Annotated in this window: 16 protein-coding genes; 9 read left to right on the forward strand and 7 right to left on the reverse strand. The window is 62.9% G+C overall.

The genetic code is table 11. The annotated features are described in order from the left end of the window. Positions 1–15: 15 nt before the first annotated feature. Genes NP503_RS19135 through NP503_RS19145 form a run of 3 tightly spaced genes read right to left on the reverse strand, consistent with a single transcriptional unit; the run spans position 16 to position 2717 of the window. The gene (locus NP503_RS19135; protein ID WP_127269883.1) at positions 16–1260 is read right to left on the reverse strand and encodes a VWA domain-containing protein; all 1245 of its coding nucleotides are present in this window, start codon (positions 1258–1260) and stop codon (positions 16–18) included. Between the two features lie 3 nt (positions 1261–1263). Next, positions 1264–2193: a MoxR family ATPase gene (locus NP503_RS19140; RefSeq protein WP_023810354.1), complete on the reverse strand. Its 930-nt coding sequence runs from the start codon at positions 2191–2193 to the stop codon at positions 1264–1266. Next, entirely contained in the window at positions 2190–2717 is a 528-nt protein-coding gene (locus NP503_RS19145; RefSeq protein ID WP_095791541.1) for a flavin reductase, read from the reverse strand. Before NP503_RS19145 ends, NP503_RS19140 begins: the two co-directional genes overlap by 4 nt. Positions 2718–2896: 179 nt before the next feature. Here NP503_RS19145 and NP503_RS19150 point away from each other — a divergent pair, with 179 nt between their 5' ends. Both NP503_RS19150 and NP503_RS19155 read left to right on the forward strand, forming a co-directional pair. Beyond that, positions 2897–3970: a branched-chain amino acid ABC transporter substrate-binding protein gene (locus NP503_RS19150; protein WP_127269885.1), complete on the forward strand. Its 1074-nt coding sequence runs from the start codon at positions 2897–2899 to the stop codon at positions 3968–3970. Then, on the forward strand, positions 3970–4995 hold the full coding sequence (locus NP503_RS19155) for a P1 family peptidase (RefSeq protein WP_127269887.1): 1026 nt from the start codon (positions 3970–3972) through the stop codon (positions 4993–4995). The genes NP503_RS19150 and NP503_RS19155 overlap by 1 nt, the downstream gene beginning before the upstream one ends. 8 nt (positions 4996–5003) lie before the next feature. Here the strand turns inward: NP503_RS19155 and NP503_RS19160 are convergent, their stop codons facing one another. Further along, the gene (locus NP503_RS19160; protein ID WP_127269889.1) at positions 5004–5258 is read right to left on the reverse strand and encodes a DUF2171 domain-containing protein; all 255 of its coding nucleotides are present in this window, start codon (positions 5256–5258) and stop codon (positions 5004–5006) included. 127 nt (positions 5259–5385) lie between these two features. Between NP503_RS19160 and NP503_RS19165 the strand changes: the two genes are divergently transcribed. The 3 genes from NP503_RS19165 to purB all read left to right on the forward strand — a co-directional run bounded on the left by NP503_RS19165 (position 5386) and on the right by purB (position 7999). Next, positions 5386–6111 carry a DUF2259 domain-containing protein gene (locus NP503_RS19165; RefSeq protein ID WP_127269891.1) on the forward strand — a complete coding sequence of 242 codons (726 nt, stop codon included), beginning with the start codon at positions 5386–5388 and terminating at the stop codon, positions 6109–6111. 107 nt (positions 6112–6218) lie between these two features. After that, positions 6219–6632: a hypothetical protein gene (locus tag NP503_RS19170; protein WP_127269893.1), complete on the forward strand. Its 414-nt coding sequence runs from the start codon at positions 6219–6221 to the stop codon at positions 6630–6632. Positions 6633–6691: 59 nt separating this feature from the next. Continuing rightward, complete coding sequence (gene purB / locus NP503_RS19175) at positions 6692–7999, forward strand: adenylosuccinate lyase (RefSeq protein WP_127269895.1); 1308 nt, start codon at positions 6692–6694, stop codon at positions 7997–7999. 176 nt (positions 8000–8175) lie between these two features. On the opposite strand, the gene NP503_RS19180 is transcribed toward purB, so the two are convergent. After that, on the reverse strand, positions 8176–8988 hold the full coding sequence (locus NP503_RS19180) for a VOC family protein (protein WP_127269897.1): 813 nt from the start codon (positions 8986–8988) through the stop codon (positions 8176–8178). Positions 8989–9237: 249 nt separating this feature from the next. Here NP503_RS19180 and NP503_RS19185 point away from each other — a divergent pair, with 249 nt between their 5' ends. Beyond that, positions 9238–9792 (forward strand): alpha/beta hydrolase, encoded by a 555-nt coding sequence (locus tag NP503_RS19185; protein ID WP_127269899.1) that lies wholly within the window; start codon positions 9238–9240, stop codon positions 9790–9792. A 6-nt stretch (positions 9793–9798) separates the two neighbouring features. Here the strand turns inward: NP503_RS19185 and NP503_RS19190 are convergent, their stop codons facing one another. Together NP503_RS19190 and NP503_RS19195 are read right to left on the reverse strand one after the other, a co-directional pair. After that, on the reverse strand, positions 9799–10572 hold the full coding sequence (locus tag NP503_RS19190) for an HpcH/HpaI aldolase/citrate lyase family protein (protein ID WP_127269901.1): 774 nt from the start codon (positions 10570–10572) through the stop codon (positions 9799–9801). Between the two features lie 126 nt (positions 10573–10698). Beyond that, positions 10699–11019, reverse strand: coding sequence for a DUF1476 domain-containing protein (locus NP503_RS19195; protein WP_013532126.1), 321 nt, complete (start codon positions 11017–11019; stop codon positions 10699–10701). Positions 11020–11294: 275 nt separating this feature from the next. Between NP503_RS19195 and purC the strand changes: the two genes are divergently transcribed. From purC to purQ, 3 genes are read left to right on the forward strand one after another with little or no spacing between them, the layout of a single operon-like run. Beyond that, a complete protein-coding gene (gene purC / locus NP503_RS19200) occupies positions 11295–12089 on the forward strand; it encodes a phosphoribosylaminoimidazolesuccinocarboxamide synthase (protein ID WP_013532127.1) in 795 nt (264 codons plus the stop codon). A gap of 43 nt (positions 12090–12132) precedes the next feature. Further along, a complete protein-coding gene (purS, locus tag NP503_RS19205; protein ID WP_023810342.1) occupies positions 12133–12375 on the forward strand; it encodes a phosphoribosylformylglycinamidine synthase subunit PurS in 243 nt (80 codons plus the stop codon). A gap of 1 nt (position 12376) precedes the next feature. After that, entirely contained in the window at positions 12377–13045 is a 669-nt protein-coding gene (gene purQ, locus NP503_RS19210; RefSeq protein WP_127269903.1) for a phosphoribosylformylglycinamidine synthase subunit PurQ, read from the forward strand. Positions 13046–13098 lie beyond the last annotated feature (53 nt).

Here is a 13098-nt window from a genome sequence, read left to right on the forward strand (position 1 = left end):
GTGGGAAAGATATGGTTATGCGGCGTGCCTCGCGCCAGCGTCCAGCCATCGGCGCGGATCGACGGATTGTGCCGACTTCTTGTCCAATGACGCGCAGAGATCGGCCAGCGCATCGAGATTGTGCACCGAGCGGAACTCGTCGACATGCGGCAGCATCGCCTTGACGCCACGGGCGCGCGCCTGAAAACCGTCAAAGCGCAGCAACGGGTTCAGCCAGATCAGCCGCCGGCAGGATTTGTGCAGGCGCTCCATTTCCTCCGACAGGCCGTCGACATCGTCGCGCTCCAACCCGTCGGTGATCAGAAGCACGACCGCCCCCTGCCCCAGCACGCGCCGCGACCATATCAGGTTGAACTCGGCAAGTGTGTCGCCGATGCGGGTGCCGCCCGACCAGTCCTTGACCGCCGCAGAACAGTCGGCAAGTGCTGCATCGGGATCGCGGTGGCGCATCTGCCGGGTCAGATTGGTCAGTCTGGTACCGAAGACGAAGGTGTGCACGCGACGCCTTTTTTCCGTCAGTGCATGCAAGAAATGCAGGAAGATGCGCGTGTACTGGCTCATCGAGCCTGAAATGTCGGCCAGAACCACCAAAGGCGGATGAACTTCGCGGGCTGAGCGGAATTTCGGCAGGATCAGTTCGCCGCCGGTGCGCGCGGCCGAACGCATCATGGCTCGCGGATCAATGCGGCGGCCATGCGCATCGGCCTTGAAGCGCCGGGTCCGCACCATGTCGAAAGGCAGCCGCAGTTCGGCGATCGCCTTCTTGGCGTCGGCCATCTCGGCGGCGTTCATCTGGGCAAAATCCTTGGCCCGCAGCACCTCGTTGCCGGAAAAGGTGAAGCGGGCGTCGACCTCGATCTCGGGAATTTCCTGTGGCGGCTGGTTCTTCTGGTGGCCCTCGAACATCGCCTGGCTGACCCGGTTTTCAGCGGCGCGCGGCTTCTGCTTTTCCCTGGTGTCGGGTGCCACCGGCGAAAACATAGCCAGCATCTTCTCGATCAGTTCACGCGATTTCCAGAACAGCCGGAAAGCTTCGTCGAAAGTGGCGTGATCCTCATGCCTGGACACCAGCACGGCGTGCAGCGTCCAGTAGAAATCGTCGCGCGAACCAATGCCGGCGGCGAGCACCGCCTCGATGGCGTCCTTGACCGAGGCCGGCCCGACCCGCATGCCGGCCTTGCGTAAGGTGCGGGCAAAATAGACGATGTTGTCGGCAATCCGCCCGTGCGGCATGGCCTCTTTCGGTTCGGGGCGCGGCATCGCCTACTCCGCCGCCGAAAGCTCGGCCTTCACCTCGTTGAGGATGCGCCGGCCTTCGCCCTGTTCGATGCGGGCAATGTCGTCCTGGTATTTCAACAGCACGCCGATCGTGTCGGAGACGGTTTCCGGATCGAGCGCCACCTTGTCGAGCTCGGTCAGCGCGCCGGCCCAGTCGATGGTCTCGGCGACGCCAGGCACCTTGAACAATTCGATCTGGCGCAGCTTCTGGATAAAGGAGACCACTTCTGCCGAAAGCCGCTGGTTGGCCTGCGGCACCTTACGGCGCACGATCTCGAGCTCGCGCTCGGCGTTGGGATAGTCGACCCAGTGATAGAGGCAGCGCCGCTTCAGCGCATCGTGGATTTCGCGGGTGCGATTGGTGGTGATGATGACGATCGGCGGTTCTTCCGCCTTGATGGTGCCGAGTTCGGGCACCGTCACTTGGAAGTCGGACAGGATTTCGAGCAGAAAGGCCTCGAAGGCCTCGTCGGTGCGGTCGAGCTCATCGATCAGGAAAACCGGGGCAGCGCCCGTCTTTCCGGTCAGCGCATCGAGCACCGGGCGGCGGATCAGGTATTTTTCGGAAAAGACGTTGCGCTCCATGGCGGAGCGCTCGACCTTGCCGGCCGCCTCCTCCATGCGGATCTCGATCATCTGCGCGGCGTAGTTCCACTCATAGACGGCGGACGAAACGTCGAGGCCTTCATAGCACTGCAGGCGGATCAGCCGGCGACCGAGCGCCTGTGCCAACACCTTGGCGATCTCGGTCTTGCCGACGCCGGCCTCGCCCTCGAGGAACAGCGGCCGCTTCATACGCAACGACAGGAACAGCACGGTCGCCAGCGACCGGTCCGCCACATAGTCCGCACCGGTCAGGAGATCGAGCGTCTCGTCGATCGTCCGTGGCGCGGCGCGCGGTTTCAGCTCGGTCATTCTTTCTCCGTGAACGCCGCCGCTCCGCTGTCCAGAACGTGGTAGCCGCGGGCGTGGTAGATCAGCGGCCGCAAATTATCGCCCATACGCAGACCTGTCACCTTGCCAAAAAGCACACGATGGGTGGCCAGATCCTTGGTGTCGATCAATTCGCAGTCGAACACGGCAAGCGCGCCTTTCAGCGTCGGCGCGCCGGTGGAGATCACATCCCATTCGCCAAGCGCGAAACGTTCCTCGACCGGCAGGCCGGTGATGCCGGAAAAGCCGACCGACAGCGGCTCCTGGTGCGAGGCCAGCGTGTTCAGGGCAAACCTGCCGTTTTTCACGAACAGCTCATTCTTGGCATTTTCGCGGTTGAGACAGACCAGGATGGTCGGCGGCGTGTCCGACACCGAACAGGCGGCGATCACCGTCGTGCCGCGCTTGCCGGCCGGCCCGTCGGTGGTGACCACATGGACGTGGCCGGCAAAGTGGCTCATCGCGTCGCGATAGGCCTGCGGCCCAATGTCGTTCTTCTTCAGCACCGTATTTTTTCCATGGTCAGGATCCTACCGACATATATGGCCAGATATAGCCCGCCACAAGCGAAGTGCTTGAGCCATATCCCGAAATTCCCGTGTTGCACCAAGGCCGGGCAGCCTTTAGGTCTTGGCGGCAATAGTGCCAGGAGCATAGAGCCGGCACGGAGGGACCCATCGCTCGAATGCGACCCAAGACAAGAACAATAGCGGCGCTGTTCTGGCTGTTTCTGGCCAGTGCCGCGGATGCCCAGACGCTGCTCGTCGGCGTCGCGGCACCGCTATCGGGACCATCTGCCATTCTCGGCAAGCAGATCGAGGCCGGCACCGGCCTGGCGGCCGAAGCGAACGGCATCGAACTGAAGACCGTGGATGATGCCTGCACCGCGGACGGCGGCGCTGCCGCGGCCAAGGAATTCGCAGCCGCCAAGGTCGACATCGTAGTCGGGTTTCTCTGCACCGAGGCGATCGAGGCGGCGATGCCGATCCTCAAGGACGCCAACATTCCGGTCATCACCGTTGGCGTGCGGACCGAGAGCCTGACCGACCGCCGCGCCAAGGCCGGCTGGCCGGTCTATCGCCTCGGGCCGCGCGGCGACGATGAGCGCAACGCCATCGCGTCCGCCCTCACCCATCTATGGCAGAACGAGCTGTTCGCCATTATCGACGACGGCACCATCTACGGACGTGAGATCGCCGAGACGTTGCGGGCAGCGGCCGAACAGGCAGCGCTGAAACCGGTATTCGTCGACACGTTCCGGCCACAGCTCGACAACCAGATCGGCATGATCGGCCGGCTGAAGAAGGCTGGCGCGACGCATGTCTTTGCCGGTGGCGACGGCGACGACATCGCCATCATGGGCCGCGATGCCGCACAGCTTCAGGCGGGCATCGTCTTTGCCGGCGGCGAAAATCTCCGCACACCGCCGGGCGATGTACCCTATGCCGTGGGCACGCTGATGATCGCACCGCCGGAATGGGCCGATGTCGCCGATCCAAAAGTGCTGGCGGCATTTGACGCTAAGAAGATCGTGCCTGACGGCTATGCGCTGCCGGCCTTTGCGGCGGTCGAAATCGCCAAGGCAGCATCAGGCTTGTCCGAAAGCTCGGGCAAGCCGCTGACGGAGGCCCTGACCGGACAGGATTTCACCACGGCGATCGGGCCGATCCGCTTTGATGCAAAAGGCGACCTCAGCCAGAGACCTTACCGCGTCTTCCGTTTCGACGGCACGCGCTTTGCGCCCTTGGAAAGCAACTGATGTTTCGCACCGGCCCACGCAACCTGATCACCGACGTTGCCGGCCTGCGCGTCGGCAATGCGTCCGACGCCAGCCTGAAGTCCGGCGTCACGACCGTGCTTTGCGACACGCCGACAGTGGCCGGCGTTCAGATCCTGGGCGGCGCGCCGGGCACGCGCGAGACAGACCTGCTCGAACCGCACAATTCCGTCGATGTGGTGCACGCCGTCGTGCTTTCAGGCGGTTCGGCTTTCGGCCTCGACGCGGCGTCCGGCGTGCAGGCGGCATTGCGCGAACGCGGCATCGGCCTGGAGGTCGGTGGTTTTCGCGTGCCGATCGTGCCGTCGGCGATCCTGTTCGACCTGCGCAATGGCGGCGACAAGGATTGGGGCCGTTATCCGCCCTACCGCGAGCTTGGCTATGAGGCCGCGCAAACTGCCGCCGCCGATTTCCAGCTTGGCACGATCGGCGCCGGCACCGGCGCGCTGACCTCGGGGCTGAAAGGCGGCCTCGGCTCCGCCTCGACGCTGCTGGATAGCGGCGTCACCGTCGGTGCGCTGGCCGCCGTCAACCCGACCGGATCGGTGACCACAGGCCGAACCCGCCATTTCTGGGCAGCACCGTTCGAAATCGGCAACGAATTCGGCGGGCTTGGTTATCCCTCGCCGATGCCGGACGATGCGAAACGGATTCTTTTGAAACACCGCGACAAGCATGTTGGCAGGCAGATGGAGACCGGCGGCAACACCACCATCGCCGTCATTGCCACCGATGCGGTGCTCACAAAAGCTGCCGCCAAGCGCCTGGCGATATCGGCGCATGACGGGTTCGTGCGCGCGATATGGCCGACGCACACACCGGCCGATGGCGACCTTGTGTTCGCGCTGGCGACCGGCACGAGCGGTATCGAACTCTCCGCCGATGCGGCGATCGATCTCTACGCCGCAGCCGGCGCCACCATGGCGCGCGCCATCAGCCGCGGCGTCTATGCGGCAACCCCTGCCGAAAACGATCTGTTTCCGGTCTGGTCGTCACGCCTGAGGTGAAGCGATAATCAGACCCGATCGGACTTTTCTTCCTCGAACGTCACCGCAACATCGGAATTCGCCGACAGCCAGACCTTCTTGCCGTCGACTTCGGCAATCAGGCTCAGGGGAATATAGTGATGATGGCCCTTGTGAGCGCCCTCGCCGCTATCGGCCTTGGTCAGCTTGATGCGCTGGCCATCGACCTTGTCGACAGTGCCGACATGCACGCCGTCGGCGCCGACGACTTCCATATGCTCGCGAATTTTGCTGGTGTCGGTCATGGTGGTCTCCATTGGGACTGCCGACGATAACAAATGACGGGCCGATTGGATGCATCGGCTTTCGCACCGCACGACGTTTTGATTTCGGCGTGCTAGGGGATTGAGACGATCACGGGGGTGAAGACCGATGCGAATGCTCTTTCTGTTTGCCGTTGGCCTGCTTGCACAGTTTGCCACCTCGATCGCGGCTCATGCCGGCGATGTCGCCGAACTTGAAATCCTCGGCTTCACCAAGGACGGCAGCGTCTTTGCTTTCGAGGAATATGGCGTGCAGGATGGATCGGGTTTTCCCTATGCCAACCGCTACTACATCGACACCAGCACCGACAGCTTTCTCAAGGGCACGCCGATCCGGGTCCGGCTTGAGGACGAGAATGCCAAACTGGATGCGGCGCGCCTTCAGGCCCGGCAAAAAGGCGAAGCCATTGTCAGTCAGGCCGAGTTGGACGCCAATCGCGGCATCACCGCCGGCTTCAACCCGGTGACCGAACTTTCGGCCGATCCGCACCGGATGGCAGTCAACCCGCGCCCGATCTTTTCGCCGGTCGACCCACCGCTCGAGTTTCGGCTCGACGATCTCGGCATGAACAACACCGAGGGCTGCGAGAGCCAGGGCGAGATCAACGGCTTCCGGCTGCTGCGTATCGAGGCGCAGGATGGCGGCACGACCAAGCTGCTGCACGAGGACAAGTCGATACCGAAAAGCCGGGGTTGCCCGAACGGCTACCGCATCGGCGCTGTGCAGACCTTTTCGATGGACAGTCTCAGCGCCTATGCCGTGCTGATCGCGGTGCGCCAATACGGCTTTGAAGGCCCGGACTTTCGCTGGATCGCGGTGACCGGCCGCCTGTGACACCGCTTGTCCCACCCGCCCCGCGCGATCGTTCGCTGAACCGCCTTCGCCGCGCGATACCGACGCCGCGCACTGCGTTTTATGGCGCCTTGCTATGGGCCACGACGATGGGCGCCAGCGCGCTCGTCGCCCTGTTGTTGGACGACTGGGAGACGCCGGCGAAAATCCGCATTGTCACCGCGCTGTTTGCGGTGGGAGCTGCGCTGGCTTTTCCCATCGGCCTGTTCGCGGCGCGGCTGGTCTCGCAGGGAAGACGCTGGGAAGTCGCCTTTGCCGCGGCCTTCGTGTGCCTAGCCGCGGCGACGATCGGCCTGACCGCCGGGCTCTTTGCCCTGCAGTACCGCTCCTACTACGCCGAGTGGCACGCCCCTGCTTTCACCCGCACCTGGGTCCTCCAGTTCGTCTTCACGACGCTGATTGCGCTCTACCAGTTCGTGGTGCTGGGCATCCGGCTCTATTTTCCAGTTGGTTTCATCGCTCTGTTTGCCGCGGGCGTCTGGTTTGCGCGCCAGCAGCGTTGAGCATTTTGCTCGCCTCTGTTAGGACGCGGGCAAACTTCTCGATATGTCAGGACTGACCGATGATCCCTCGCTATTCCCGGCCGGAAATGGTCGCCATCTGGTCGCCAGAAACCCGGTTCCGCATCTGGTTCGAGATCGAAGCCTATGCCTGCGACGCGTTGGCCGAACTCGGCGTCATCCCCAGGGAAGCGGCAAAAACCATCTGGGAAAAGGGCGGGGCGGCAAAATTCGATGTCGAGGCGATCGACGAGATCGAGCGCGTCACCAAGCATGACGTCATCGCCTTCCTGACCCATCTTGCCGAATTCGTCGGACCGGACGCCCGCTTCATCCACCAGGGGATGACCTCGTCCGATGTTCTCGACACCTGCTTTGCGGTGCAGCTTACCCGCGCCAGCGACATCCTGCTCGCCGACATCGATGGCTTGCTTGCAGCGCTTAAGCGCCGCGCCTTCGAGCACAAGGACACCGTCACCATCGGCCGCAGCCATGGCATCCATGCCGAGCCGACGACCTTTGGCGTCAAGCTGGCGCAGGCCTATGCCGAATTCTCGCGCTGCCGCGAGCGGTTGGTGCACGCGCGCGAAGACATCGCCACCTGCGCGATTTCGGGCGCGGTCGGCACCTTCGCCAACATCGACCCCTATGTCGAGGAGCATGTGGCGGCAAAGCTCGGCCTGAAGCCCGAGCCGGTGTCGACGCAAGTGATCCCGCGCGACCGCCACGCCATGTTCTTTGCCACGCTCGGCGTCATCGCCTCGTCGGTCGAGCGGCTGTCGATCGAAATCCGGCATTTGCAGCGCACCGAAGTGCTGGAAGCTGAAGAGTATTTTTCGCCGGGCCAGAAGGGCTCGTCGGCCATGCCGCACAAGCGCAACCCGGTGCTGACCGAAAACCTCACCGGTCTTGCCCGCATGGTGCGCTCCATGGCGCTGCCGGCGATGGAAAATGTGGCGCTCTGGCACGAGCGCGACATCTCGCACTCCTCGGTCGAGCGCATGATCGGCCCGGATGCCACCGTGACGCTCGATTTCGCACTGTCACGGCTGACCGGCGTCGTCGACAAGCTGCTCGTCTATCCCGACAACATGCTGAAGAACATGAACAAGTTCCGCGGCCTCGTGCATTCGCAGCGCGTCATGCTGGCGCTGACCCAAGCCGGCCTGTCGCGCGAAGACTCCTACCGGCTGGTGCAGCGCAACGCCATGAGAGTGTGGGAGCAAGGCGCTGATTTCCTTGAGGAACTTTTGGCCGACAAGGAAGTGACCGCAGCGCTGCCGGAAGCCGAAATCCGCGAGAAATTCGACTTGGGCTATCATACCAAGCATGTCGACACGATCTTCAAGCGGGTGTTTGGGGAAGCCTGAGCTTCCTTCTCCCCGTCACTATACGGGGAGAAGGTGCCGGCAGGCGGATGAGGGGCGGTGCCGACTTCGGCGACGATCGCAACCATTCACGCTTTGACAAATTCACGACTTTGGCGCTGCCCCTCATTTCCCTGCCGGGCATTTCTCCCCGTATAGTGACGGGGAGAAAGACGCTCTCAAGCCTTGGCGGGAATAGTCCTGATCACCGTGCCCCACGGATCTTCGCGGGTTGCCGGGCTCGTCACCTTGTCCGAACGCATCTCGACCCAGGCAAGGCCCGACCGGCTCGAATCGCGGCGGCCGGCGCCTGAACTCTGCCAGGCGTTGGCGCCGATGTGGTGATGATAGCCGCCCGACGACAGGAACACCGCCTGGCCACCGTATTTGGCCATGGTGTCGAAGCCAAATTCCTGGTTCCACCAGGCTTCGGCGTCTTCCGGCCTGCCGACACGCAGGTGGACATGGCCGACGATGCTGTTTTCCGGCGTACCCTGCCAGCCGGCATCACCCGCCGGCACTTCGGCAACGACGGACGGAATGTTCAGCCGTTCTGTCGCCATGGCAATCTTGTCGCCGTTCCACTTCCAGTCCTGCGGACGGCGGTCGGCATAGATCTCGATGCCATTGCCTTCGGGATCGGTCAGGTACAGGGCTTCGCTGACCAGATGGTCGGAAGCGCCCTCGATCGCGATCTTGTTTGATATGGCGTGGTTGATCCAGCGGCCGAGGTCGGCGCGGCTGGGCAGCAGGAAGGCGGTGTGGAACAGCCCGGCGCTGCGCGGATCATCCGGCTTGGCTGAAGCGTCCTGCTCAAGCACCAACAAGGGACGGTTGGCGGCGCCCAGGGTGATCGCGCCATCGGCACGGCTCAACTCCTGCAGACCGACAATTTCGCGGTAATAGGCGGCAAGGCTTTCCGCGTCGCGCGCCTTCAGCCCGACGCGGGCAACGCTGACCGGGGTGGTGGCGGCAAAAGGCAACTCGCTCATCGAATGCTCCGTTCGACCGGCCTGCGATGAAGCTCCCAAAGCGAGAAGCCCCACTCCGCCGATCATTGTACGTCGTGTCAGTTCCAAAGTCAGGGTTCCCGCGCACGGCTGTTTCTTTTCCTGACCACAGATCGTCCATCTGCATCGTTCACACAAGACGCGAAGAAGCGAACATGGTGTTCACTATTGTGATCAAAAGCGGCGTTCCTGCCGGTTGCACGAAGCGATGCCGCTCGCTATCTCAGCGCCATGAAGGTCAAGGAAGCAGATATTCTCATCGTACCGGGCTACACCAATTCCGGCCCCGACCATTGGCAGAGCCGCTGGCAGTCGAAACTGTCGACGGCGCGCCGCGTCGAACAGGCCGAGTGGTCGAAGCCGGTTCGCGAGGACTGGACGGCGAGCGTTGCCGAGGCGGTCAACGAGGCCGAGCGGCCGGTCGTCCTGGTGGCGCACTCGCTCGGTGTCGCCGCTGCAGTGCAAGCCATTCCGCAGTTCCGCAAGCCGGTTGCCGGGGCCTTCTTCGTGGCACCTCCCGACGTCGCCAATCCCGAGATCAGGCCCAGGCACCTGATGACCTTCGGCCCCTATCCGCGTGAGCCGCTGCCCTTTCCCTCGATCGTGATCGCCAGCCGCAACGATCCGTTCTGCGCCTTCGATGTCGCGGAGGATATCGCCGGCGCCTGGGGTTCGCTGTTCATCGATGCCGGTGAGACCGGTCATCTCAACCCGGATTCAGGTTTTGGTCCTTGGCCCGAAGGTTCAATGACCTTCGCCAAATTCCTGACGGATCTGAAACCTTGAGCGTCTTCAGGACCCGATCGAATCGCGGACGCTCTTGATCAGCGTTTTTGCCCCAAGCCCGATCAGCGAATGCTCGGAGCCCATGGCCAGCAGGCGATAGCCCATCGACACGACCCGGCCGGCAATTGCCGGCTCGACAACGTAGATCGCCGCATGTTTGCCGGCCTTGCGGGTGCGCTCGGCCACCGATGCCACCGTCTCCATCATGCTTTCCAGCGTCGAATTGACGGTCGCACCATTGCTCCAGGCGATCGAGAAATCCGACGGGCCGAGGAAGATGCCGTCGATGCCGGGCGTGTCGAGGATGCCATCGAGCGCATCGAGGGCGGCACGCGTCTCGACCATGGCGAAGGCCATCGTGCGCTGGTTGGTGTCGCGCAGCCAGTCGGCCTGGTCGCCTTGGCCGTGGCGTGGAAAAGCGTAGGTCGGACCCCAGGAGCGCTCGCCGAGCGGCGGGTATTTCATGGCGGCGGCGAACAGTTTTGCATCGGCAACCGAATTCACCATCGGCGCGATGACTGCCTCGGCGCCGAAATCGAGCGCGCGGCTTGCCATGTCGAAACGGCCAACGGGAATGCGCACCAGCGCCGGCTTGCCGGCAGCGAGCACCGGCACCAGGCCACGCAGCACGCTGTCTTCGTGATGGCCGCCATGCTGCATGTCGAGCGTGACGGCATCGAAACCCTGCTTGGCGACGATTTCGACGGTCAAGGCATCCGGCACGCCGGACCATGCGGTGAACAGCGTTTCGTCGGCCGCGAGGCGGGACTTCAGGGACATGGATACTTTCCTTGTTAACTCCGGCAGTTTCAGCCGGAAACCGCGACAAAGGCAAAGAAAAACCGCCCGGATAGGCCGGGCGGTCGATTGGTCCAGCGTATGGCCGGGATCAGCGCATGGCCCGGATCAGGTGTTCTTGATCTGCTCGATCGCCTGCGCCATCAGTTCGTCCATCGTGCGGCGGATCTGGTGATCCGACTGCTCGACGCCGGCCGCGTCGAAATCCCCGCGGATTTTGCGGAACACGTCGTGGTCGCCGGCTTCCTCGATGTCGGAGATAACCACTTCCTTGGCATAGGCGTCGGCATCCGCGCCGGACTTTCCGAGCTTTTCGGCGGCCCACAGGCCGAGCGCCTTGTTGCGGCGCGCCGAGGCCTTGAACCGAAGCTCCTCGTCGAATGCGAATTTACGCTCAAAGCCCTCTTCGCGGTCTTTCATGCTGCTCATGGCGTCCCTCCGGTCAAATTCGATTCGTTGGCGGTGAATATGTGCGTTGCCAAAGCACAAACCAAAAGGTCGCGGGTCGGTCAATACGCTTCATCGAATGCTGCGCTGCGGCATTTCAGTCCCGAAAGCGGTTGATTGGAAGGATTTGCCGATTGAGCAAACGATGTGATTGGGATAGACCCGGCATTGAACCCTACCGTAGCCGCACTATTTCAGGCAGACGGACAGGAAATGGTCTGATACCGCCCTGTCCGGAACCCCAGAGAAAAATCCAGATGAAAAATCGCCGCCGCATTTATGAAGGCAAGGCCAAGATACTCTATGAGGGACCCGAACCGGGCACGCTTATCCAGTTCTTCAAGGATGACGCCACCGCGTTCAACAAGAAGAAGCACGAGGTCATCGACGGCAAGGGCGTCCTCAACAACCGCATTTCCGAGTACATCTTCAACCATTTGAACCGCATGGGCATTCCGACCCATTTCATCCGCCGGCTGAACATGCGCGAGCAGCTGATCAAGGAAGTCGAGATTATTCCGCTCGAAGTGGTGGTGCGCAATGTCGCCGCCGGTTCGCTGTCCAAGCGGCTCGGCATCGAGGAAGGCACCGTTCTGCCGCGCTCGATCATCGAATTCTATTACAAGGCCGACGCGCTCGACGATCCGATGGTGTCGGAAGAGCACATCACCGCGTTCGGCTGGGCGAGCCCGCAGGAGATCGACGACGTCATGGCGCTGGCCATCCGCGTCAACGACTTCCTCTCCGGCCTGTTCATGGGCGTCGGCATCCAGCTCGTCGACTTCAAGATCGAATGCGGCCGGCTGTTCGAAGGCGACATGATGCGCATTGTCGTCGCCGACGAGATCTCGCCGGATTCCTGCCGCCTGTGGGACGTGGCGACGCAGGACAAGCTCGACAAGGACCGTTTCCGCCGCGACATGGGCGGCCTCGTCGAGGCTTACCAGGAAGTTGCCCGCCGCCTCGGCATCATGAACGAGAACGAACCGCCGCGCCCAACCGGCCCGGTGCTTGTCGCCTCGACCGACGGGCTCAAAGGCAAGCCGCACTGATCGCGGCTTGCCTCCCGATACTCAGAACAGGAGCATGTCCAGCGTGATCAAGGCCCGCATTACCGTCACCCTCAAGAACGGCGTGCTCGACCCGCAGGGCAAGGCGATAGAACACGCATTGTCGGGCCTTGGCTTCGGCGGCGTCGGCGCGGTGCGGCAGGGCAAGGTTTTCGACGTCGAGCTGGCGGAAAGCGACAAGGCCAAGGCCGAAGCCGACCTCAAGGCCATGTGCGACAAGCTGCTGGCGAATACGGTGATTGAGAACTACGCGGTGGAGATCGCCTAAATTGAAAGCAGCCGTCGTCCTTCTGCCCGGCCTCAACCGCGACCGCGACATGATCGCGGCGTTGACCAAGATTTCGGGAACGCCGCCGGTCACCGTGTGGCAGACCGACACCGAAATCCCCGATGTGGACCTGATCGCCATTCCGGGCGGCTTTTCCTTCGGCGACTATCTGCGCTGCGGCGCGATCGCCGCGCGCATGCCGGTCATGCGGGCGGTGGCCGAAAAAGCGGCCGCGGGCGTTACGGTCATCGGCGTCTGCAATGGTTTCCAGATCCTGGTCGAGGCCGGCCTGTTGCCGGGCGCCTTGATGCGCAACACCTCGCTGAAATTCGTCTGCCGGCAGGTGAAGCTCGAGATCACCAATGCCAACACCATGTTCACGCGCCGCTATCAGCCGGGCCAGATCATCCGCTCGCCGGTCGCGCATCATGACGGCAATTATTTCGCCGACGCCGACACGCTTGCCCGTATCGAAGGCGAAGGCCAGGTGGTGTTCCGCTATGCCGAGGGCACCAACCCCAACGGCTCGATCAACGACATTGCCGGCATCGTCAACAGCCAAGGCAATGTGCTCGGGCTGATGCCGCATCCGGAAAACCTGATCGAAGCAGCCCATGGCGGCACCGATGGCCGCGGACTGTTCGAGAGCGCCCTCGGCATCGCAGCCTGACGATATCGAAGCGAACAGCTTGAAAACAGCCGGACATTCCTGTCTCTTTGGAG

Source organism: Mesorhizobium sp. SEMIA396 (assembly GCF_024518615.1).
In the GTDB taxonomy this organism is placed as follows: domain Bacteria; phylum Pseudomonadota; class Alphaproteobacteria; order Rhizobiales; family Rhizobiaceae; genus Mesorhizobium.